The sequence below is a fragment of the Acidovorax sp. YS12 genome, assembly GCA_021496925.1.
Classification (GTDB): domain Bacteria; phylum Pseudomonadota; class Gammaproteobacteria; order Burkholderiales; family Burkholderiaceae_C; genus Paenacidovorax.
This window is the reverse complement of the sequence record CP053915.1, coordinates 24,918-45,574: the sequence shown is the minus strand read 5'-3', so window position 1 is coordinate 45,574 and position 20,657 is coordinate 24,918. Positions and strand designations below refer to the sequence as shown.

The window sequence follows — 20,657 nt, the reverse complement described above, 5'->3', positions numbered from 1 at the left end:
GGAGACCCGATGCACATTGAATTGACGACCCTGCCCCCGATGCGCTGGGCCTATATGCGCCACACCGGCCCCTACGGGGATCCCGCCATTCCCGACCTGTGGCAGCGTTTCGCCGCCTGGTGCGACGCCCGGGGGCTGATGCGCCCTCGCCCCCGGTTCTACGGCATCGGGCAAGACGACCCGGCGCTGACCCCGGCCAGCCAATGCCGCTACGACGCATGCGTCGAAGTGCCGCCGGACTTCCAGCCGGGCGCGGACGCCGGCATCCAGCACTTCGCGGGCGGCCGCTATGCCTGCGCGCGGTTCGTCGGCCGGCCCGAGGACTTCCCGGCAGCCTGGCACCGCCTGCACGCCGAGCTGCTGCCCGCCAGCCCGTGGCGCCGCGCGGACAAGCCCGGCCTGGAAATCTACGAACAGGACTTTGCCGTGGACCCCGCCACCGGCGCCTTCCCCTGCCTGCTGGCCGTTCCGGTGCTGCCGCGTTAGGGAGCCTCTGCACGCATCGGCGCGGCAAGTGTGCGCTGCGGATCGGGATGGGCTGCTAGGCGCGAAGCGCAGCAATAGCCGCAGCTATTGCGGGCATTTGCAACGACGCAGACCGCCCGAGTCCGCAGATGCACACGGCGCGCCGATGCGTGCAGAGGCTCCTTAGGAGCCCGCCAGCCCGTGGGGCGCGAACTTGGCCACAATCGGCAATCCCAACGAGAGCCCCATGAAACGCGACCACATCGAGCCGTTCTTCGCCGCCCTGCAGGCGGCGAACCCCCACCCCGTCACCGAACTCGAATACACCAGCGTCTTCGAGCTGCTGGCGGCCGTGCTGCTGTCGGCCCAGGCCACCGACGTGGGCGTGAACAAGGCCACGCGCCGGCTGTTCCCCGTGGCCAATACGCCCCAGGCGCTGCTGGACCTGGGCCTGGAGCGCCTAGAGGAGTACATCAAAACCATAGGCCTGTACCGCACCAAGGCCCGCAACCTGCTGCAGACTTGCCGCATCCTGGTGGACCAGTACGGCGGCCAGGTGCCGCGCACCCGCGAGGCCCTGGAGGCCCTGCCCGGCGTGGGCCGCAAGACCGCCAACGTGGTGCTCAACGTGGCGTTCGGCCAGCCCACCATGGCGGTGGACACGCACATCTTCCGCGTTGGCAACCGCACCGGGCTGGCCCCGGGCAAGACGCCGCTGGAGGTGGAAAAGAAGCTGCTGCAGCGGGTGCCCGAGGCCTACCGGGTGGACGCGCACCACTGGCTGATCCTGCTGGGGCGCTACGTCTGCCAAGCCCGCAAGCCACGCTGCTGGGAATGCAATGTGGTAACTTATTGTAAATACACCCCAAAAACACCCGCGCCCTGATCCCGCCCCCGATGCTTGCCCTGGACCCCCGCTCACTCATCGCCATGGCAGGCGTGATGGCGACGCTGATGGCCGTCGTGCTGGCCTTCATGCGGCGCCACTACCCGCCCGGCATCCGCGGCCTAGGCTACTGGGCAGCCGCACCCGCGGCCTGGCTGGTGGCCTCGGTGCTCTACAGCGGGCGCGAGGGCGGCCTGCCCGACCTGCTGGCGGTGGTGGGAGCGAACACGGTGCTCATGCTGGGCGCGGTGCTGTTCCACCTTGGCTGCCAGCGCTTCATCGGCCACCCCACGCGCTGGCCCGCCTGGGGGCTGTACCTGGCGGCCTCGACCCTGGGGTTCGCGTGGTTCACCTACGTGGAGCCGAACTTTCCGATGCGGCTGGTGCTGTTCACCACGCTGGTGAGCGCTATCTACGCCGCCAACCTGCACTTCCTGCTGCGCCACGGGGGCAAGCGCCTGCCCGTGCGCATGGTGCAGCTCGTGCTGGCGGCCCACCTGGCGGTGCTGGCCGTGCGGCTGGCCACCGCCCTGGCCGGCATGGCGGGCACGCACCTCATGGAGCAGACGCTGCTGCAGACGCTGTACATCGGCGCCTACGTGCTCACGGTGCTAATGCTGTCGATCGGCGCCGTGCTCATGGCCACCGACCGCCTGGTGACCGAGCTGGAGCACCTGGCCACGCACGACCCGCTGACCCAGGTCTTCAACCGCCGCGCGCTGCTGGAGCGCTGCGAGGACGAGCTGGCGCGCAGCCAGCGCACCGGGCGCGGACCCTGCCTCATGATGCTCGACCTGGACCATTTCAAGCGCCTCAACGACACCCACGGCCACCAGCATGGCGACGCCGTGCTGACGCACTTCGCCAGCACCACCCAGGCCGTGCTGCGCCGCGCCGACCGGCTCGGGCGCTACGGCGGCGAGGAATTCATGCTGCTGCTGCCCGAAACCGGCGTGCAGGAGGCGCGCCTGGTGGCCCAGCGCATCCACGCGGCACTGGCCGTGGGGCACCGGCTGGACTGCCAGCTGAGCATCGGCCTGACGCCATGGCGCGGCCCCGACGACACGCTCGACGCCATGCTGGCGCGCGCCGACCAGGCGCTCTACCAGGCCAAGGCGCAGGGACGCAACCAGACCTGCATCGGCTAGGCGGCAGTCACCGCCACTTCGGTTATCCATGGCGTTGCGCGCCACCCGCAGCCGATGAAACCGCGCGGCCCAAGCGAGGGCAGCCGAGCAAGGGCCGCCCCGCCGCGCTGGCGGCGTTCCCCTGCCCGCATGGCGCAGCCATGCGAGAGCGGGGGGAAGCGGCGCAGCCGCTCAGGGGGGTGTTTCATTTCAAGCGGATTGCTGCGACACGCCCGCGCTGGCGAAGCTCGCCATCTCGCACAACACGCGGCAGGCCGACTCCAGCAGCGGCCAGGCCAGCGCGGCGCCCGAGCCCTCGCCCAGGCGCAGCCCCAGGTCCAGCAGCGGCTCGGCGCGCAGCACCCCCAGCATGGCGCCATGCCCACGTTCGCCCGAGCGGTGCGAGAACACGCAGCGCTGCAGCACGTGCGGCTGCAGGCGGCTGGCCACCAGCACGGCGGCGCAGGTGATGAAGCCGTCCACCACGATCACGCGGCGCTCGGCAGCGGCCTGCAGCACCGCCCCGGCCAGGGTGGCCACCTCGAAGCCGCCCAGGGCCGCCAGGGCGTCCAGCGGCTCGCGCGCCTGCGCGTTGGCCTCCAGCGCCTGCTGCAGCACGGCCTGCTTGCGCGCGATGCCGGCGGCGTCGAGCCCGGTGCCGGCCCCCACGCATTCCGCCAGCGGCACGCCCCCCAGGCGCGCCAGCAGCAGCGAGGCCACCGAGGTGTTGCCGATGCCCATCTCGCCCAGCAGCAGCGCATTGCCCGGCATGCCGCGCACGATCGCCATGCCCTGGGCCAGGGCCTGCGCGCACTGCGCGGCGTCCATGGCCGGGCCCTGGCTGGCATCGCGCGTGCCCGCCGCCACGCGGCACTGCAGCAGGCGCGGCGCGCCGGGCGCGGCCTCGCGCGCCGGAATGGCGCGCGCCACGCCGCAGTCGGCCACCGAGAGCTGCACGCCATGCTGGCGCGCCAGCACGCTCACGGCCGCGCCGCCAGCCAGGAAGTTCTCCACCATCTGCCACGTCACGTCGCTCGGATAGGCCGACACGCCGCGCGCGGCCAGGCCATGGTCGCCCGCGCACACCAGCATCTGCGGCGCCTGCAGGGCGGGCGCCTCGGTGCCCAGGATGAGCCCCAGGCGCAGCATCAGCGCCTCCAGGCGGCCCAGGGCGCCGAGGGGTTTGGTCTTGTCGTCGATGGCGCGCTGCAGGCGCTCGGCCAGCGCGGCATCATGCAGGTCCTCAATGCGGGGAATCACGAAAGGTGTGGTCATGGTGGCAGGAACAGAGAACGCCGTGCACGAGGCGGCACGGCAGGGGTTTGCAAAGGAAGCCCAGGCCTACGCGCGCGGCCGGCCGGACTATCCGGTGGCGCTGGCAGGCTGGCTGACGGACACGATGGGCCTGGGCCCGGGGCGCCAGGCAATCGACGTAGGGGCCGGCACCGGCAAATTCACCGCGCGGCTCGCGGCCACGGGCGCCAGCGTGGTGGCCGTGGAGCCGGTGGACGCCATGCGCGCCGGGATCGAGGCGCAGCACCTGCCCGGCGTGCGCGCCGTGGCGGGCACGGCCCAGGCCCTGCCCCTGCCCGGCGGCCAGGCCGACGCGGTGCTCTGCGCCCAGGCCTTCCACTGGTTCGCGCGGCCCGAGGCCCTGGACGAATTCCAGCGCGTGCTGCGCCCCGGCGGGCGGTTGGGCCTGGTGTGGAACGTGCGCGACGAATCGGTGGACTGGGTGGCCGCGCTCACGGCCATCATCGCCCCGTACGAGGGCGATGCGCCGCGCTTTCACCGGGGCGACTGGCGCACGTGCTTTCCCCATCCGGGCTTCGGCCCGCTGGTGGAAACGCACCTGCCCCACGAGCACGTGGGGCCGCCCGCGCAGGTGATCGTGGACCGCTTCCTGTCGGTGAGCTTCATCGCCGCGCTGCCCGATGCGGCACGCGCCCAGGTGCGCGCGCGCATCGAAGACCTGGTGGCCACCCACCCCGCGCTGCGCGGGCGCGAGACGGTGCGCTTTCCCTACACCACGGTGGTGTTTCACTGCGTGCGTCATTGAACCAGGGCATCCAGCACGCCGGGGGCGAAGCTGGTGCCCAGGGCATCGGCCAGCCCGTCGAACACGCCGTCGAGCGTGGGCGCCTCGGCGCCAAACAGCGCGCGCAGCACGGCGGCGTCCTCGAACAGGCCATGCAGGTACAGGCCCAGCACGTTGCCCGCCGGGTTGCTCCAGGCCAGGCCCGGGATCACCTCGCGCGCCACGTCGCCCTTGGCGGCCATGGCCGGGTGCTGCGCCGTCTGGCCGTGGTGGATTTCATAGCCCGCCACCGCCACGCCCGCCAGCGCGCCCCAGGCGCCGGGCAGCGCGCCGAAGCGCGCGCGCGTGGTCTGCACCGTCTTGCCGCGCGCAAAGGCCGTGACCAGCGGCAGCAGGCCCAGGCCCGGCGCATTGCCGTCGATGCCCTCGGTATCGACCAGCGCCTCGCCCAGCATCTGCAGCCCGCCGCACACGCCCAGCACCCGGCCGCCGCGCGCGGCATGGGCGGCAATGGCGCCATCCAGCCCCCGCGCGCGCAGCCAGGCCAGGTCGGCCGCCGTGGCCTTGGAGCCGGGCAGCACGACCCAGTCGGCCCCGGCCAGCCCGGCCGGGCTGCGCGCCCACACCAGGCGCACGCCGGGCACGTTCTTGAGCGGCTGGAACTCGTCCAGGTTGCTGATGCGCGGGTAGGCCACTACGGCCACCGTGGTGTGCACGGCGCCGCGGGCATGCGCGCCCACCGGGGCCATGTCGAACACGCCGTCCTCCTCGGGCAGGCCGTGGTGCCACTGCATGGGAATGGTGGCCACGGTGGGAATGCCCGTGCGGCGCCGCAGATCCTCGGGCGCGGGCGCGAGCAGGCTGGCGTCGCCGCGGAACTTGTTGAGCACGAAGCCGTGGATCAGCGCGCGTTCGTCCCCGGGCAGCAGTGCCCAGGTGCCGTACAGGTGGGCGAAGGCGCCGCCCCGGTCGATGTCGGTCACGAGCAGGCAGCGCGCGCCCGCGTGCCGCGCCACGCGCATGTTCACCACGTCGCTGGCGTGCAGGTTGGTCTCGGCGGGCGAGCCCGCGCCCTCGATCACCACCACGTCGTTCTCAGCGCGCAGGGCGTCGAGGGCCGCCGCGATCTGCGGCCACACGCGCTGGCTGCGGCCGCGCCAGGGCATGGCGGAGAGTTCCTCGCTCACCTGCCCGAGCAGCACCACCTGGCTGTGCGTGTCGGCCTCGGGCTTGAGCAGCAGCGGGTTCATGCGCACGTCGGGCACGGCGCGCGCGGCCAGGGCCTGGAAGTACTGGGCGCTGCCGATCTCGCCCCAGGCGCCCTGCGGCCCGGCGACGACGCGCGCGTTGTTGCTCATGTTCTGCGCCTTGAAAGGCGCCACCTTGAACCCCTGGCGGGCGTAATGGCGGCACAGCGCCGTGGCCAGCCAGCTCTTGCCGGCGCCGCTGGTGGTGCCCAGCACCATGATGCAGCGGGCCGGGCGGGCAGCAGGGGCAGATGCAGGGTCAGTCGTCATGGCAAGGCGGGGCAGGAGAAACCCCGTATTGTCCCCTGCGCGACCAACCGCGCGCGAACGCCTGCGCCATGCTCGCGCATCGCCCCCCGGCCCGCCACGAGGAGACCCATGCCCGCATCGCCCTTCCACGCCCTCCATGCCGCGCTGCAAGCGCAGGTCGAACGGGGCTTTCTGCCCGGCGTTACCACCGCGCTGCTGCGCGGGCGCACGGTGGTGGACCAGTTCGTCTGCGGCCATGCCGACATCGAGGCCGGCGTGCCGCTGCGCGAGGACCACATCTTCCGCGTGTTCTCCAACACCAAGCTGCCCACCTCCTGCGCCGTGCTGCTGCTGGTGGAAGACGGCCTGCTGGCGCTGGACGACCCCATCGCGCGCCACCTGCCCGCGTTCGCCAGCCCGCAGGTGCTGCGCGCCGGCGCCACGCGCATCGGCGACGTGGAGCCCGCGCGCCGCCCCATCACCGTGCGCCACCTGCTGACGCACACCGCCGGCCTGTCCTACGGCCTGTTCGACCCCGGGTCGCTGCTGTTCGGCGCCTACAAGCAGTCGGGCATCCACCACCCGCTGCTGACGCAGGCGCAGTTCGTCGACCAGCTCGCCGCGCTGCCGCTGGCCTTCCACCCCGGCGAGGCCTGGGAGTATTCGCTCGCCACCGACGTGCTCGGCCGGCTGGTGGAGGTGGTGTCGGGCCAGCGCCTGGGCGACTTCTTCGCGCAGCGCATCTTCGGCCCGCTGGGCATGGCGGACACGGCCTTCTGGGTGCCCGAGGACAAGCGCGCGCGCCTGGCGGCGCTGTATGGCGGCGTGGACTTCATGGACCCCACCCAGCCCGGCCTGCGCCGCATGGACAGCGCCCCCTACCCCGGCGCCTACCTGAGCGACGCCCCGCGACAGACGGGCGGCGGCGGGCTGGTGTCCACGCTGGGCGACCAGGTGCGCCTAGTGCAATCGCTCATGCCCGGCGGACCCACGCTGCTGCGGCCCGAGACCATCGCGCTGATGCACCGCAACCACATCGCGCCGGGCCAGTACGTGCGCTTTCCGAACATGCCCGCGCACCCCGGCCGGGTGTTCGGGCTGGGCGCGTCGGTGCTGGAGCAGCCCGGCAAATACGACCCGCCCGGCAGCACCGGCGAAGTGAGCTGGGGCGGCCTGGCGGGCACCGTGTGGTGGATCAACCCGCGCCTGAACACGGCGGGCGTGCTGATGACGCAGCGCTACTTCGGCTTCGGCAACCCCTACACCTTCGAGTTCAGGCACCTGGCGTACCAGGGGTTGGAGGCAACCCCCTCCTGAGCCGCCCCGCGGTGTCCGCTGTCGTGGGCCGCGCCGGTCTCACACGCTGTGCGCAGCGCCACGGAACGTTGAAGTACCGCGCACAAAATAAGAAGCAAAATCGGCCTCTAACGCGCACCAGTCAAGCGCAAGCAGCTATACAATCAGGAGCATCCACGCGGAGCGCAGCGCCCGCTGCGCCCCCGGCCCCAGCACGCCCAGGCGCACATGGCCCGGCAGCCCGAACGAGGCACAGTCGCGCAGCTTCACGCCCTGCGCGCGCAGCGCCTGCAGCGCGGGCGCCACATCGGCCACGGCCAGCGGCAGCCGCGCCGTGAAATAGTTGGCCTGGCTGCCCGGCACCACGGCCCAGCCCAGCGCGGCGCACAGCCGCAGTTGCGCGGCCTTCCAGGCGCGCAGCGTGGCGAGCGAGCGGGCCAGCCAGGCCTGCGCGCCCTCGCCTGTCCACGTGCCGAGCAGCGCCACGCCGTCCGCCCCCAGCGGCCAGGATGGCGCCAGCGCCTGCACGGCGGCGGCCTGCGCCGCATCGGGCGCGATGGCGTAGGCCGCGCGCACGCCGGTCAGGCCCAGGGCCTTGTTGGGCGTCCACATCTGCCAGACGCCGGGCGGCGGCATGGTGGCGGCGCCTTCCAGGCGCAGCGGCGCGTAGGCGCAGTCGAGCACGCGCAGCGCGCCCGGCGCCGCGCCCTCGCCCGCCCAGCGCGCCAGGGCCGCGTCCGCCGTGCCCAGCGGGCTCGCGGGCTCGCAGGCCCAGTGCAGCGCGGGCGGCGCCGCACCGCCGTCGGCCGCGCCCAACTCGGCCAGCCCCCACACGGCGGCGGCGCGCGCGTAGTCGCCGTAGCCGTGCGCGGGCAGCACCGCATGGCGCAGCCCGGCGCGCGCCGCGAAGGCGGTGATGCGGTGGATGAACTCGCTCGCGCTGGCCGCGACCACGATGCGCTGCGGCGCCACGCCGTGGAACGCCGCCAGTTGCGCGCACAGCGCGGTGTAGGCCGGGTCGGGGTAGCGGCGGCGGTCGGCCGCGCGCAGCGCCGCGCGCGCCTGCGGGCAGGGGCCGCAGGCGTTGGCGTTGGTGGAGAAGTCGTACAACGGCACGCCCAGTGCGTCCGGCCCGCCATGCACCGCGTTCACGCCACGGCCCTCACCAACAGCGCCAGGAGCACGGACAGCGGCGCGAGCAGCAGCACCGCCAGCCCCCCCAGCGCGGCCGCGCGCCGCGTGTCCAGCGGCCCGACCCGGCGCCCGCGCGGGTGCAGCGCATACACGCCCGGCTTGGCCAAGCGCACGCCGAGCAGCAGCGCCATCGCCGCCATGGGCCAGCCGCTGTTGGGCGACGGGGTCTTGCGCGCCTCGCGCGCCAGGCCGGCGGGCCAGCGCCGCGCCGCCAGCGCCAGCAGCAGCGCCGTGAGGCGCGCGGGCAGCCACGAGAGCGCATCGTCCGCGCGCGCCGCCCATTTGCCCGCCCACAGCCAGTAGCGCCCGCCCCGCGGGCCGGTGTAGCCCCACATCGCGTCCGCCGTGTTGGCGAAGCGGTACAGCGCCGCGCCCGGCAGCCCGAGCAGCACGAACCAGAACACGGGCGCGACCACCGAGTCGCTGAGGTTTTCGGCCAGCGACTCGATGGCCGACTCGCGCACCTGCACGGCATTGAGCTGCCGCACGTCGCGGCTCACCAGCCACGACAGGCGCTCGCGCCCGGCGGGCAGCGATTGCGCCAACGCCGCCTCGACGGCCAGCACCTCATCGCGCAGCATGCGCCAGGCCAGCAGCGGCTTCAGGCACAACGCCAGCGCCAGCGCCGCCAGCGGCACGGGCAGTTGCAGCGCCAGCCGCTCAAGGCCCCAGGAGACTATGAAAACGATAGCAGCCAGCGCGCACCAGGCAACGGCTCCAAGCCAAAAATGCTTGTAATCGCGCGCCTGCGGAGACAGTGGCGCGACGCGCTCGCCGCACCAACCCAGCGCGCGCCCCATCCACACCACGGGGTGCACGGGCGCGGGCGGCTCGCCCCACAGCACGTCGATGGCCAGGGCCAGCGGCGGCACGCAGGCCAGCACGGCCACGGCGGCCCAGGCGCCGCTCTCGAATCCTTCAAACCACATGGGGCGAGCCTACCGCACTGTGCCGCAGCGCAGCAGCCAGACCGCTCAGCGCAGGCGGCGACGCACGATTTCCGGCGGCCGCGCCGCATTGGCGCGGCGCATGCCCGTGGGCGCGAGCGGCACGTCATCGAGCGGCGCAAACAACTCGCCGAGCGTGATGCCCAGGGCATGACAAATGTTGGCCAAGGTCTCCACAGAGGGGTTGGCAGCGCCACGCTCCACCGACGAGATATAGGTGCGGTCAACGCACGCCTCGAAGGCCAGCGTCTCCTGCGACTTGCCCGCCTGGTGGCGGCACTCCTTCACCCTGCGGCCCAGAGCCGCCGCGAGTGGCAATGCGCTGAGCGGTTGAGGGGCGGGCGGGGGCGAGAGCGGCATGCGCGCATCCTGCCCACGCGAAGTCTCACCATCGACGCCATATACACAGCAAATTTTGATGTTTATACTCAACAAACAGTTTGCAACACACCAAGTGAACGACGTCTGACCGCCCCCCCCCGCTACCGGCAGGCCACAAACCCATGAAAAGCCCCCTCCTCATCACCGCCGCAACGCTTGCCTTGACTGGGCACATGTCCTGGAAAACCGAAATGACCACTGCAAGGGCAACTTCAAGAATTGCGAAGCGTCTGGCGGTGGGCTGGACCTGGGCGCTGTAGCGGGGAGCCTCCTTGCAACTGCCTCACCAGGCCGTTGCGTCAGTGAAAAAGAAGGCGGTTTGTTGGAAGCCGACTTCCCAGCCCCCCGCCCAAAGACCAAGCATCATTCTTTTGTCACCTCCATCCCCCTCATGAAAAAAACTTTCGCAATCACTCTCGCTTCGGCTATGGGCTTTGCCGGATGCTCCACCGCATCCAAAGACATAGCTACGCGATTGCACCTACGCGGAAGGTGGTGTGTGCGGGTGCGGTCCACCGACCACGGGAAATGCCTTTCCACTGGGCGCTTTCCCCTCGCCAGTTGGTACATGATGCGAAGGCTTCATCCGCACGGCAGCCGATTCCATGACCCATCCCCTCCTCACCGACGAACTCGACCTCATCGCCCAGCTCCTGCCCGCGCCCGGCCCGCGCATCATCGAGCTGGGCTGCGGCGCCGCGCGCATGGCGCGGCAGATGCTGCAGCGCTGGCCCGGGCTGGACTACCTGGGCCTGGAGGTGGATGCCATCCAGCACCAGCGCAACCTGCAGGCGCCCGCGCCCGGCATGCGCTTCGAGGCGGCGGGGGCGCAGGCGATTCCGTGCCCCGACGGCGTCTTCGACCTGGCGCTGATGCTCAAGTCGCTGCACCACGTACCGCTGGACGCCATGGACCAGGCCCTGGCCGAAACCGCGCGCGTGCTGCGCCCGGGCGGGCATTTGTACGTGTCGGAGCCGGTGTACGACGGCGCACTGAACGAGGTGGTGCGCCTGTACAACGACGAAGGCACGGTGCGCGCCGCCGCGCAGGCGGCGCTGGACCGCACGCTGGCCGCACCGGGCAGCCCGTGGGTGGAGGCGGCGCGGCGGCGCTTCGACATGCCGGTGCGCTTCCAGGACTTCGCCGAGTTCGAGCGGCGCATGATGCGCCCCACTTTTACCGACCACCGCATCACGCCCGAGATCCTGGAGCGCGTGGCGGCGGCCTTCGCGCCGCACTGCACGGCGCAGGGCGCGCATTTCGTGCGGCCCATGCTGGTACGGCTGCTGCGGCGCGCAGGTTGAGAAGTTTCAAGCGAAATATGGCCCTAGCCCTTATGGGATAAGCGCTAGCAGCTATCAAAACAGGAATTTCTCAGCTCACTCCAGTGCAGCAAATACCTGCGCCACGGCCTCGGCCAGCGCCGGTGCCATGGCCACGGCGTTGCTGGCATGGGCCACGCAATCGGTACTCCAGAAGCGCCCCACGCCCGCGTCATGCAGCGCAGCCAGCGCGTCGGGCGCGATGAGGGCATGGGTCACCGCCACATCGACCGAGGCGGCCCCCGCCTGCCGCAGCAGGCGCGTGGCCTGCGCCAGGGTGTGGCCGGTGCTGGCCATGTCGTCCAGCAGCACGACCGCCCTGCCCCGCACGTCCACCGGCGGCAGCGCGATGGTGACGCTGCGGTCGCCGTGGCGCTCCTTGGTGCACACGGCATGCTGCAGCCCGTGGCGCCGGGCGGCCTGGGCCACCCATTGGGCCGATTCGCCATCGGGGCCCACCAGCAACGCGCCGGGGCACTGCTGCACGATCCAGTCGGCCAGCAGCGGCGCGCCGCTGACCACCACAGCCTGGGCCGCGGGCACGGCCTCGGGCAGCGTGGCCACGCGGTGCAGGTGCGGATCGACGGTGACCACGGCGTCGAACAGGCTGGCCAGGAACGGCCCGACGATGCGCTGGCTCACCGCCTCGCCAGGGTGGAAGGCGATGTCCTGGCGCATGTAGGCCAGGTACGGCGCCACCAGCGTGAGGTGGCGCACGCCCAGGCCGCGTGCGGCGCGGGCGGCCAGCAGCAGTTCAACCAGCTTGTCGTTGGGCTGATAGAGGCTGCGCAGCAGCACGGCACGCGCGGGCAACTGGCCGGAGGCGTCCACCGGCAGGGTGAGCTTGAGCTCGCCATCCGGAAAGCGGTGGCGCTGCACGGGCCGCAGGGCCAGGCCACTGGCGGCGGCCAGGCGCTCGGCGGCGGGACGTTCGTCGCCGAAGTACAGCAGGCAGGCTGCGGGGGTGGGAGCGGGCGATCCGGTCATGCTCAGAACTCCACGAAAACACGCGGCACCTCGTCGGCAGTGCCCAGGCGATAGCCGCTGCCCTGCGCGCAGGCCTGGCGGGCGAATTCCAGGTCGGCCGGGAAGTCGGCATGCACGCGGTACAGCGGCTGGCCGCCGGCCACGGTGTCGCCCAGCTTGCACAGCAGGTCCACGCCCGCGCCCTGCACCTTGGGTGCGCCCGCCAGACGGGCGATGCGGGCGATCTGCTGGTTGTCGATGCCGGCCACCACACCGCCCGCCGGGGCGCAGGTCTCGAAATGCAGCGCGCCCAGGCGCGGGTGGTTGTGGTCAAACGCCTTGGCGCCCTGGGCTGCAATGATGGATTGCATGCGCGCCAGGGCGCGGCCGGAGTCGAGAATGTCGCGCGCAATGGCGTAGCCATCGCCGCCGCGCACGTCGGGATCGCATTCGATGAGGCGGCCCGCCAGGCGCAGGGCCTTCTGGCGCAGGTCGTCGGGCGCGCGCGGGTCGTTCTCCAGCACGCGCATCACGTCGCGCGCCTCCAGCACCGGGCCAATGCCGTTGCCGATGGGCTGGCGCCCGTCGGTGATGACCACGTCGAGCGACAGGCCCAGGCGCTGCGCCACGTACTCGAACAGGCGGCGCAGGCGCTGCGCCTCAGGCATGGAGCGCACCTTGGCCGTGGGGCCGATGGGGATGTCGAGCACCAGGTGGGTGGAGCCGGCGGCGATTTTCTTGGACAGGATGGACGCCACCATCTGCCCCGGCGAGTCGATGGACAGCGGGCGCTCGACGGAAATCAGCACGTCGTCGGCGGGCGAGAGCTGCGCCGTGCCGCCCCAGGCCAGGCAGCCGCGGTGGTCGCGCACGATGCGCTGCAGGTCTTGCAGCGGCAGCTCGACATTGGCCAGCACCTCCATGGTGTCGGCCGTGCCGGCGGGCGAGGTGATGGCGCGCGACGAGGTCTTGGGGCACAGCATGCCGTGCGCCGCCACGATGGGCACCACCAGCATCGAAGTGCGGTTGCCCGGGATGCCGCCGATGCAGTGCTTGTCCACCACCAGGCCCTCGTGCCAGTCGAGCCGCTGGCCCGTGGCCACCATGGCGTCGGAGAGGAAGAACACTTCTTCGCGGTCCAGCTCGTCGCGGTTGCAGGCGACGACGAAGGCGGTGAGCTCGATCTTGGAATAGCGGTGCTCGGCAATGTCGCGCACGATGGCGCGCAGGTCTTCGCGCCGCAGGCGCTCGCCCGCGATCTTGCGGAACAGCGCGCCCATGGATTCGGGCGGCTCGGCCTGCGCCACCGCCACCTTGTAGCCGGCCTCCACGCCCAGTTGGGCAAAGGCGTCTTCCGACAGCCCCAGCTCATGGCAGGCGACGATGCCGAGGTCGTCCACCACATTCACCGTGGCCAGGATGCGCCGGCCATTGGCACGCACCTCGATCTTGGAGAGTGCCTGGAACCCCTCGGCGCGGTACACGGCGCAGTCGCGGTGCAGGTAGGCGACGTTCTCGCGCCAGGTGTCGATGGCCACGCGGCGCAAGGCCAGGCGCGAGACGGAAGCACCTTCGCCAGGGGGCGCTGGCGGGGGGGTAGAGATGGTGTGGACGGTCATGCGGACAGACTACACCCGATCCTTCCCACGCCAGCTCACGGCGGCGCCCTCGTGCGCATCCGCCTGCACCACGGGCTCGTGTACACCTCAAAGTCCTGCTACAATAACGGGCTCCGGAGAGGTGGATGAGCGGTTTAAGTCGCACGCCTGGAAAGCGTGTGTGGGCTAATCCCCACCGCGGGTTCGAATCCCGCCCTCTCCGCCAGATATCGCTATAAGCCGTTGATTTTCAAAGGATTTTAGCCAAATCATAAAACCGTTATACGGCTGGTTATACGGTTGCTTTCAGCCAGTTTTGGCTTAGAAAGTGGCACTCTCACCAGTCTAAAGAAGTTCTAGCGCCCTTGGCCCTAGAACTTTTTTTCATTGGTGGCTTCCCTTTTTACATCAATGCCCACCAAACTGCTGCCTATGGCCGGTGTACCAAGCGGCCTTCCCGCCAGCGCCACCATGCCGCACATCAGCAGCCAGTGCTCGGTCACCTTGAGCGCCGTATCCAGCGCCCAGCGCTTCACATCGGCCACCGGCATATCTCTGGGCACCCAAACCGCTTCATCCCAGTGCCATGTCGCCAGCCATGTGGCTTGGTGACCACCATTTGCACTTACATACCGCAACTGAGGTGCCCGATGCCCAGCCGCCTCAAACCGCTCGGCAATGGCCGCTTGGTGCACCGCCGACAGCCGCCCCTCCCCCAGAATCTCCAGCCACAGCCCTAACCCTTGCGCCCAGTTCCTTTGGCGCAGTCGCAGCGCCGTGACCGCGGGGGAATTGGTCTGCAGTTCCCTCGCATGAGGCTCCAGCACCACGCCCGCCTCGGCGTAACGCAATGCAGGCACTGGCGACAACTCGACGCGCCATTCGTCGCTGCTGTCTGCCGTGCCGCTCTCTTGGGCTACATGCACCTGCAACGCTTCGGCCACACACTGCCACCACAGCACCCGCAGGCCAGGCGCATCATCAATCCCCATCGCTGCCCGTTCCCAATGGGCCACTTGCCGGGCCAGTCCCCGTTGCGGCACACCCATCGCTTCCGCCGCATCCCGAAATGCCAGCATGGCAGGCCCCTCACTGACCGAATGCCCCAGCGCCCTGCGGGCAAACCGCAGCACCCAGGCATAGTCGGTGCGCCCCGACTTGGCCTGCCATAACAGCACCACTGCCACAGCGCCCAGCGTATCAAGGGATTCGCGCAAGGCTTCTTCAAACCCCGCCGTGCCCATCCATGCATGCCACTGCCCCAGCTCGGTAATGTCATACGCCGCCATGAACCACACCAGCACGCGCAGCGCTCGCACATGTTCCTGGGCCTCCACACCCCACAGAAGGCGCGCCACTTCGGCATCGCCTTCGTCGCTTTGCGGGTACTGTTCCAGCAAGGCTTGCAGATCCCGCCAGGACGCCAAGCCCAGACGGTAGCGGGCGTGTTTGCAGAAATACCGCACTGCAGCAATGCGCTGCGGCTGTGCGGGCGGGGTGTGCAGCGCCGTATCCATCACCTCCAGCACCAACTGCGCCGCGCCATCACCGGCTTCGTGGGGGGATGCCTGCACAGGCAGTGGCGGCAACTCCAACAGCGCCGTGAGCAACCGCTCCAGCGGCGGGGGCGTCAAGGAATCGTCGGGCATAACAAAGCACCTCCAAACAAGCAAAACATGCAAGAACGAACTCCCGCCCGGCAGCCCACCCATGCGGCAGCGCCACCGGGCACAGAGCCCGGCGCAACGGAAAGCGGAAGTTCAGGAAGAAGAAAAGAGGGAAAAGAAGGCGAGCGAAGCTGAAAGACGAGCCTGTCGAACGGCCTACTCGCCCTCTTGTGCCTGCACCACGGGCGACAGCACCAACACCGCGTCGATGTTCACGCGCTCACTGAGCGTGGCCACCGCACGCCGTGGCTGCTTGCTCGCCCAGCCGGTCAGCATGGCATTCCAGGGCACCAGGGGTATCGGTGCCGTGGCGGGGTCCAGCACCAGCAAGTCGGCGGGCTCCCCCGCCTCGCTGCGCACCCCCACGGCCAGCACCCAATGCATGTAGCGCTCGGTAGAGAAACACACCAAGCACAGCTTCCCTTCGGCCAGCGCGTCCAAGGTGCGTTCCATCACGCGTGAGCGCAACTCCTTGCAGTGCACCCGCTCCGCATAGGGAGCCAGTTGCTGCTGAATCTCTTCGACCTCGCAGCCATCGAAGTAATAGCGCTGCGCCACTTTGCGCAGCGCTTCGAGCCGCACATCGCGGGTGTCCCAAATCAGCGCATTGCGCCGCACTTGGCCTAACACCATCAATGCCATCAAAACGCAGTGGTAGCCACAAGTGGCATCCACCTCCCCCTGGCGCACGTGCAGCCGCTGGTTGCCCACCATGGGGCCGTGCATGCCAGCACCGATCCGAGGGTTGCAATGGTAGGAATGCTGCATTGCTCAGTATTCCTCCGGCAGCAGCAAGGTGGTCGAGCGCCTGTCGGCCTCGGTGATGATCCACAGCCGATGGTTCGGCGCGATGTCATAGGCCGACAGCACGCGGCTGCCATATGTGAGCGCGGCGGCGTTCGATGCCTTGTCCTCGTCGCACAGTTCGCCCCAGTCGCCCGACACATGGCGCAGCACGAACGGCAGCGGTGCCAGTGCGAGCGCTTCGAGCATGTCGAGCGCGCCGGGCGTGATCAGCACTTGGCCGAGGGGGAACAGCGGACGGCGTTGTTGCGCATGGCGCGCCAATGCGGCGGCCTGACCAGGCGAAGAGGTCATGGGAAGGCTCCTGAAACGAAAGACGGGAGGAAGGGAAGAAACTGCCGGGAAAAGCGTGCACAGCGCAAGGCAGCGCCATGCGCGTTCTCCTTCCCGCCCGCGACCAGCGCCGCGCACAATCACGCGCGCACGGCCGAGCCATGCTCGCGTTCAGTGCGAGGACAGTGAGCGTTTGGGAAGATTGCCCGGAGAACCTGGGCGAGAAGAAAGCGATACCGGTTTTTCAGCGGCTGGCTGCGTGAGCCAAAATACCGAAAATCGACCAGCGCTGATAATTATACCACACCGCTTTTTCATGATTTTCAAGCCGCGCCAGCTAGAAAATAATGAACCACGGCAAAATTCGATCAAAAGAAAATAGCCAACAAAGAGAAGCGCCTCAAAAATCCCTTCGCCACGGCTTCCCGGATGCCCGCATGACACTGCCAGCATGCACGCGATTCAGGGGCATGATGAGAAGCACTACGATGCCCTGCCAGTGGAGGAACCAGCGGTCAGATCACCGCTAAACCGATATTCCTCACCATCCTCTTTCCATTCCCCCTCCACGGTGATCGTTTCTGCCGCCCGGCCCGTGATTCGGATCGTTATCCTGCTGGATTCGGAGGCTGCCTGGTTTGTCTGATTCTTCGTGACAAAGAGCTCAGACTCGAAACAGCCGTCTTTCTTGTGGAGCAACGTGGCCCCGCACCAGACATTGCCATCGTCCCAGGTGGTACGCAGTTCGATGATGATGGAATCGCCGCGCTCGATGAGCCGGACGATTTCAACGTAGTGCGATTCACCGTCGTAATGCAGTTTTCCATAAAACATAGCTTCTCCTTCAGGTTGAAATGTGGTAGCAGGCGTGGAAAGGCGTAAAGCCTGCTCCGGGGTGATGAGGCTCTCCGACGGGGAATGGATTGCAGCATGAGAATTCCCCCTCAAAGTCCTCTGAGAAGCGACAGTACTTGCTGTGGCATTGAATTGGCTTGCGCCACCATCGCGGTGCCCGCCTGCTGCAAGATTTGCTGGCGTGCCAGTTGCGCAGTTTCCTTCGCATAATCGGCATCGACAATGCGAGCGCGGGAAGCTGCGGTGTTCTCCCCGGCAACGTCCAAATTGTCAATCACGGACTCGAAGCGGGATTGCAGCGCACCCAGGTTCGCGCGCTGGCCGTTGACGTGGGCCAGGGCCGAGTCAACGATCTTAAGGGTGCGTGTGGCGCCTTGGGCAGTGGAGATGTCGATGCTGTCGACGGGTTGGAGGGTGGAATTGCCCGCCACGAACAGCGGGATCGCTGGATATGTGGTGGGGTCGTAGGGGTTCGGCGGATAACCCCCTGTTGCGTTGGTGATCGCGTAGCTCTTGTCCGAATTCAGTTCGATGTAACCTTTGGAGATGAGATAAGGCGTTCCACCTATTCCAGTGATAGGGAAACTTTGTGTGCTGGTGTCGTATCCAGTAATCGCTGCTATCGTATTTCCATTCAAACTTTCAAGAATGATATCAACCCCAGAGCTGGCGGTTAGTTTAATGTTGGGCCATGATGATATATTTTCAGAATCAAAACTGGCTATAATGCCAGTTTTTGCCGTAGCATCATTGAACGCTTTGATAGCTTCGGCCACATCATCTGGCGTCCAATCTCCACTCATGGTGGCAAGTGCTTCAAAATGTATATTAACGGGCGTGCTATTTTCTCCTGTCACGGAGAAGGCGTAGCTCTTCTTGCTTCCGTCAGCGCCTACGCCAATAAATGAGAGTAATGCCTTGTTATAGGCGGATGCCTTCACACCCGTGTCTTCGGTTTGCCTATTAATCTTTTCTGCAACGGTGGCAGCCGTATCACTCGCATCGAGTGAGACGGTTTTTTTATGAACTCCTTCGATGTCGAATGATCCGGTCAAGTATGATTCCAGGGAAGGGTCAGGGAAGACATATAAGGCTCGGATGTTGCCATTGGAGAGTTTTTGCTCATTTCCATACGTCTCCGTTCGCATATTCCCCATGGCCGCCGTAATCGTCTGGTTCGCATTCGGCCCCACCTGGAAATTGGCGGAGCCGAACGAGCCATCCAGCAACTTCTTTCCATTGAACTCGGTCGTTTGCGCCACGCGGTCGAGTTCGGCAAGCAACTGATCCACCTCGGCCTGTAGCGCCTTGCGGTCGCTGGCGCTGTTGGTGGCGTTGGCGGACTGCACCGCCAGTTCGCGCACGCGCTGCAGGATGTCGCCCGCCCCCTTAAGCGCGCCTTCCGCGACCTGGGCCAGCGAGATGCCGTCGTTGGCATTGCGCTTGGCTACATCCATGCCCTTGATCTGCGCGAGCATTCTTTCGGAAATTGCCAAGCCAGCAGCGTCGTCCTTGGCGCTGTTGACGCGCAGGCCAGAAGACAGGCGCTGCATGGTCGTGGCCAAGCCCGCCTGGTTCGCACTCAAGTTGCGCTGCGCATTCAGCGAGGGGACGTTGGTGGAAATGGTCAGCGCCATGTCGCTCCCTCTGCTTCAAGCCACGCCGCAACGCCCCCTTTGGCACCACCGCCAGTGAACGCATTCCCCAATCCACTCGAAGTCTGCCTCCTCGTCATCAATGCCCCTCCTGCAGCGATACGCCACCTCGACCTTCAAAACTACGTAATTCGTAGCAACTAAGAATATTCAGATATGCAGTCATCAAAGGCAGGAAGTAGCTGCCAATAACTACGTAATTCGTAGCGTCAAGGGATGTCCATGGGCGCCATGTGAGATTGGCGTGATGGCGCTAGGACCTGCCACGAGTCGTCGTGCTCGACAACAATTCATGGCGAGCCACTGGAGAGGCGCTGGCTGCATTCATCGTCAGGATGCACGTCCAGTACAACGTAATTCGTAGTATCGACAAAACCGCATAACTACGACTCTCGTAGTCCTATGGGACGAGAGATGTCAGAGGCAGATCAACGGTGGGGAGCCAGGCTCAAGCAAGCCAGGCTCAATGCTGGGCTGTCTCAAAAAATGCTGGGGATCGAGGCTGGAATTGATGCCTTCGTGGCGAGCACGCGAATCAACCGTTACGAACTGGGCATCCACCGCCCCGACTTGCTCACCGTGCGCAAATTGGCCAAGGTGCTGGATGTGCCTGTGGCGTTCTTCTTTGCGGATGAGGACGACGACATTGCCGAATTGCTGCTGCGCTACGGTCAGGCGAAGGCCAGTGTGCGCAAGGAAGTGCGGAGGCTATTGGGAGAGTGAATCAGTCAGACGGCTACGCGCCCTGTGTCAAATTGTCGCGGCTCCCTCCGCATTCTCTGCAAGGCCCGCTTTGCAGCGGAAGCAGTCATTCGCCCTTGGCCAACGAACGCGTCCTGTCAGCCTGAAGTCGACTTTGCAGAGATTGCTGCCACCGGCTGAAGGCCGACGACGGCACGCTGACGACTCTAACGACCGCTGTCAGTCCATCAGGCAAGCCCAGAAAGCGGCAGTTGCCCAACTCTGATTGGGTGTTCACCTTGGCGTTGGGTAATCCGAGGCCAGCAAAGTAGGGACCTACCTTCAGGTGCGCACCGTTGATGGTAACGAAACCCGCAGGTTGTCGACAAGCTCTGCGGGGACATCACTCCCGTCTACCCTTGCCCCCGCTGCATTGGTGAGTACAACCGTGGTCCGGGCTCCCCCGACAACCACCCGCAATTGGAGTTTCTCAAGGACGTGCTTTCGCCCCTGGACCAGTTCCTTGCAGGCGGCTCGAACGTCCCGTTCACCTTTCAGCAAGACCTTTGCCTTGATCCCATCCGCCACCATGAGCGCTGCTACCTGTAACGAGTCAATCACAGCATCTGCACCGAGCATCCGTTGGAACTCATCGGCCCACGCCAAGACGTTTACCTCGATGGGTGAAATGGACAGTTCGAAGTCGCAGGCCTCCAGCAGGCCACTGACCAAGCTCTGTGTTGACCTCGGTGCATCCAGAAGCTCTAGGCCCGGCCAGTCTTGGTGAGCTCTGAAAGCGGTCTGCCGGAACTCCAGTCGATCGAACGTCAGTTCCTTGCCGTACGGATCCGAGACCGTCTCGGTGTATTCGTAGCGCTCAACGAACCTGGCCTCCAGCGAGTCATCCCGAACACGGTCAAGGATGAACCCGCTTGCTCGGCCTTCGGTGAATTCCTGTTGACGCATGCGCCTAGCGAGGGTTCGGGTGGCCATCGGCCACTCGGCT

The 20,657-nt window shown here is 67.6% G+C and carries 22 protein-coding genes and 1 tRNA gene; 9 read left to right on the top strand and 14 right to left on the bottom strand.

Annotation, left to right across the window (positions count from 1 at the left end; translation table 11 throughout):
• Positions 1–9: 9 nt before the first annotated feature.
• The 3 genes from YS110_00205 (at position 10) to YS110_00195 (ending at position 2,499) form a co-directional block, all read left to right on the top strand.
• Positions 10–486, top strand: coding sequence for a GyrI-like domain-containing protein (locus YS110_00205; protein ID UJB63297.1), 477 nt, complete (start codon positions 10–12; stop codon positions 484–486).
• A gap of 226 nt (positions 487–712) precedes the next feature.
• A complete protein-coding gene (gene nth / locus YS110_00200; GenBank protein UJB63296.1) occupies positions 713–1,351 on the top strand; it encodes an endonuclease III in 639 nt (212 codons plus the stop codon).
• Between the two features lie 11 nt (positions 1,352–1,362).
• On the top strand, positions 1,363–2,499 hold the full coding sequence (locus YS110_00195; GenBank protein ID UJB63295.1) for a GGDEF domain-containing protein: 1,137 nt from the start codon (positions 1,363–1,365) through the stop codon (positions 2,497–2,499).
• Between the two features lie 189 nt (positions 2,500–2,688).
• On the opposite strand, the gene cobT is transcribed toward YS110_00195, so the two are convergent.
• Positions 2,689–3,753: a nicotinate-nucleotide--dimethylbenzimidazole phosphoribosyltransferase gene (gene cobT / locus YS110_00190; protein UJB63294.1), complete on the bottom strand. Its 1,065-nt coding sequence runs from the start codon at positions 3,751–3,753 to the stop codon at positions 2,689–2,691.
• Here cobT and YS110_00185 point away from each other — a divergent pair.
• Positions 3,752–4,537, top strand: a complete 786-nt coding sequence (locus YS110_00185; GenBank protein ID UJB63293.1) for a methyltransferase domain-containing protein — start codon at positions 3,752–3,754, stop codon at positions 4,535–4,537. The genes cobT and YS110_00185 overlap by 2 nt on opposite strands.
• On the opposite strand, the gene YS110_00180 is transcribed toward YS110_00185, so the two are convergent.
• The gene (locus tag YS110_00180; protein ID UJB67298.1) at positions 4,531–5,982 is read right to left on the bottom strand and encodes a cobyric acid synthase; all 1,452 of its coding nucleotides are present in this window, start codon (positions 5,980–5,982) and stop codon (positions 4,531–4,533) included. The two genes, YS110_00185 and YS110_00180, sit on opposite strands and share 7 nt — an antisense overlap.
• Positions 5,983–6,141: 159 nt before the next feature.
• Between YS110_00180 and YS110_00175 the strand changes: the two genes are divergently transcribed.
• Positions 6,142–7,329 (top strand): beta-lactamase family protein, encoded by a 1,188-nt coding sequence (locus YS110_00175; GenBank protein UJB63292.1) that lies wholly within the window; start codon positions 6,142–6,144, stop codon positions 7,327–7,329.
• A 135-nt stretch (positions 7,330–7,464) separates the two neighbouring features.
• Here the strand turns inward: YS110_00175 and YS110_00170 are convergent, their stop codons facing one another.
• Genes YS110_00170 through YS110_00160 form a run of 3 tightly spaced genes read right to left on the bottom strand, consistent with a single transcriptional unit; the run spans position 7,465 to position 9,809 of the window.
• Entirely contained in the window at positions 7,465–8,460 is a 996-nt protein-coding gene (locus YS110_00170; protein UJB63291.1) for an aminotransferase, read from the bottom strand.
• On the bottom strand, positions 8,457–9,431 hold the full coding sequence (gene cobD, locus YS110_00165) for a cobalamin biosynthesis protein CobD (protein ID UJB63290.1): 975 nt from the start codon (positions 9,429–9,431) through the stop codon (positions 8,457–8,459). Before cobD ends, YS110_00170 begins: the two co-directional genes overlap by 4 nt.
• A 45-nt stretch (positions 9,432–9,476) precedes the next feature.
• Positions 9,477–9,809, bottom strand: coding sequence for a helix-turn-helix transcriptional regulator (locus YS110_00160; GenBank protein ID UJB63289.1), 333 nt, complete (start codon positions 9,807–9,809; stop codon positions 9,477–9,479).
• Between the two features lie 143 nt (positions 9,810–9,952).
• On the opposite strand from YS110_00160, the gene YS110_00155 reads away from it, so the two are divergent.
• Together YS110_00155 and YS110_00150 are read left to right on the top strand one after the other, a co-directional pair.
• Positions 9,953–10,090: a hypothetical protein gene (locus tag YS110_00155; GenBank protein UJB63288.1), complete on the top strand. Its 138-nt coding sequence runs from the start codon at positions 9,953–9,955 to the stop codon at positions 10,088–10,090.
• 345 nt (positions 10,091–10,435) lie between these two features.
• Positions 10,436–11,134 carry a class I SAM-dependent methyltransferase gene (locus YS110_00150; protein ID UJB63287.1) on the top strand — a complete coding sequence of 233 codons (699 nt, stop codon included), beginning with the start codon at positions 10,436–10,438 and terminating at the stop codon, positions 11,132–11,134.
• Between the two features lie 75 nt (positions 11,135–11,209).
• Here YS110_00150 and YS110_00145 read toward each other — a convergent pair whose 3' ends face one another.
• Together YS110_00145 and YS110_00140 are read right to left on the bottom strand one after the other, a co-directional pair.
• A complete protein-coding gene (locus YS110_00145) occupies positions 11,210–12,139 on the bottom strand; it encodes a ribose-phosphate diphosphokinase (protein UJB63286.1) in 930 nt (309 codons plus the stop codon).
• Between the two features lie 2 nt (positions 12,140–12,141).
• The gene (locus YS110_00140; GenBank protein UJB67297.1) at positions 12,142–13,671 is read right to left on the bottom strand and encodes a thymidine phosphorylase family protein; all 1,530 of its coding nucleotides are present in this window, start codon (positions 13,669–13,671) and stop codon (positions 12,142–12,144) included.
• 181 nt (positions 13,672–13,852) lie between these two features.
• Here YS110_00140 and YS110_00135 point away from each other — a divergent pair.
• Positions 13,853–13,942, top strand: a tRNA-Ser gene (locus tag YS110_00135).
• A gap of 145 nt (positions 13,943–14,087) precedes the next feature.
• Here the strand turns inward: YS110_00135 and YS110_00130 are convergent.
• The 6 genes from YS110_00130 to YS110_00105 form a co-directional block, all read right to left on the bottom strand.
• Positions 14,088–15,365: a hypothetical protein gene (locus tag YS110_00130; protein ID UJB63285.1), complete on the bottom strand. Its 1,278-nt coding sequence runs from the start codon at positions 15,363–15,365 to the stop codon at positions 14,088–14,090.
• A gap of 174 nt (positions 15,366–15,539) precedes the next feature.
• Complete coding sequence (locus YS110_00125) at positions 15,540–16,151, bottom strand: hypothetical protein (GenBank protein ID UJB63284.1); 612 nt, start codon at positions 16,149–16,151, stop codon at positions 15,540–15,542.
• Positions 16,152–16,154: 3 nt separating this feature from the next.
• Positions 16,155–16,481 carry a type I restriction endonuclease subunit M gene (locus YS110_00120; GenBank protein ID UJB63283.1) on the bottom strand — a complete coding sequence of 109 codons (327 nt, stop codon included), beginning with the start codon at positions 16,479–16,481 and terminating at the stop codon, positions 16,155–16,157.
• A 150-nt stretch (positions 16,482–16,631) separates the two neighbouring features.
• A complete protein-coding gene (locus YS110_00115; protein ID UJB63282.1) occupies positions 16,632–16,913 on the bottom strand; it encodes a hypothetical protein in 282 nt (93 codons plus the stop codon).
• A 30-nt stretch (positions 16,914–16,943) separates the two neighbouring features.
• Positions 16,944–17,294, bottom strand: coding sequence for a hypothetical protein (locus YS110_00110; GenBank protein UJB63281.1), 351 nt, complete (start codon positions 17,292–17,294; stop codon positions 16,944–16,946).
• 110 nt (positions 17,295–17,404) lie between these two features.
• Positions 17,405–18,952, bottom strand: a complete 1,548-nt coding sequence (locus tag YS110_00105) for a flagellin (protein ID UJB63280.1) — start codon at positions 18,950–18,952, stop codon at positions 17,405–17,407.
• Positions 18,953–19,384: 432 nt separating this feature from the next.
• Here YS110_00105 and YS110_00100 point away from each other — a divergent pair, with 432 nt between their 5' ends.
• Entirely contained in the window at positions 19,385–19,693 is a 309-nt protein-coding gene (locus YS110_00100; GenBank protein UJB63279.1) for a helix-turn-helix transcriptional regulator, read from the top strand.
• 300 nt (positions 19,694–19,993) lie between these two features.
• Here the strand turns inward: YS110_00100 and YS110_00095 are convergent, their stop codons facing one another.
• Positions 19,994–20,644: a hypothetical protein gene (locus tag YS110_00095; GenBank protein UJB63278.1), complete on the bottom strand. Its 651-nt coding sequence runs from the start codon at positions 20,642–20,644 to the stop codon at positions 19,994–19,996.
• Positions 20,645–20,657: the final 13 nt, after the last annotated feature.

Coding starts and splice junctions, on each gene's coding strand:
- YS110_00205 (UJB63297.1), top strand. CDS start 10: ATGCACATTGAATTGACGACCCTGCCCCCGATGCGCTGGGCCTATATG.
- nth (UJB63296.1), top strand. CDS start 713: ATGAAACGCGACCACATCGAGCCGTTCTTCGCCGCCCTGCAGGCGGCG.
- YS110_00195 (UJB63295.1), top strand. CDS start 1,363: ATGCTTGCCCTGGACCCCCGCTCACTCATCGCCATGGCAGGCGTGATG.
- YS110_00185 (UJB63293.1), top strand. CDS start 3,752: ATGGTGGCAGGAACAGAGAACGCCGTGCACGAGGCGGCACGGCAGGGG.
- cobT (UJB63294.1), bottom strand. CDS start 3,753: ATGACCACACCTTTCGTGATTCCCCGCATTGAGGACCTGCATGATGCC.
- YS110_00180 (UJB67298.1), bottom strand. CDS start 5,982: ATGGTGCTGGGCACCACCAGCGGCGCCGGCAAGAGCTGGCTGGCCACG.
- YS110_00175 (UJB63292.1), top strand. CDS start 6,142: ATGCCCGCATCGCCCTTCCACGCCCTCCATGCCGCGCTGCAAGCGCAG.
- cobD (UJB63290.1), bottom strand. CDS start 9,431: ATGTGGTTTGAAGGATTCGAGAGCGGCGCCTGGGCCGCCGTGGCCGTG.
- YS110_00160 (UJB63289.1), bottom strand. CDS start 9,809: ATGCCGCTCTCGCCCCCGCCCGCCCCTCAACCGCTCAGCGCATTGCCA.
- YS110_00155 (UJB63288.1), top strand. CDS start 9,953: ATGAAAAGCCCCCTCCTCATCACCGCCGCAACGCTTGCCTTGACTGGG.
- YS110_00150 (UJB63287.1), top strand. CDS start 10,436: ATGACCCATCCCCTCCTCACCGACGAACTCGACCTCATCGCCCAGCTC.
- YS110_00145 (UJB63286.1), bottom strand. CDS start 12,139: ATGACCGGATCGCCCGCTCCCACCCCCGCAGCCTGCCTGCTGTACTTC.
- YS110_00130 (UJB63285.1), bottom strand. CDS start 15,365: ATGCCCGACGATTCCTTGACGCCCCCGCCGCTGGAGCGGTTGCTCACG.
- YS110_00125 (UJB63284.1), bottom strand. CDS start 16,151: ATGCAGCATTCCTACCATTGCAACCCTCGGATCGGTGCTGGCATGCAC.
- YS110_00120 (UJB63283.1), bottom strand. CDS start 16,481: ATGACCTCTTCGCCTGGTCAGGCCGCCGCATTGGCGCGCCATGCGCAA.
- YS110_00115 (UJB63282.1), bottom strand. CDS start 16,913: ATGCTGGCAGTGTCATGCGGGCATCCGGGAAGCCGTGGCGAAGGGATT.
- YS110_00110 (UJB63281.1), bottom strand. CDS start 17,294: ATGTTTTATGGAAAACTGCATTACGACGGTGAATCGCACTACGTTGAA.
- YS110_00105 (UJB63280.1), bottom strand. CDS start 18,952: ATGGCGCTGACCATTTCCACCAACGTCCCCTCGCTGAATGCGCAGCGC.
- YS110_00100 (UJB63279.1), top strand. CDS start 19,385: ATGTCAGAGGCAGATCAACGGTGGGGAGCCAGGCTCAAGCAAGCCAGG.
- YS110_00095 (UJB63278.1), bottom strand. CDS start 20,644: ATGGCCACCCGAACCCTCGCTAGGCGCATGCGTCAACAGGAATTCACC.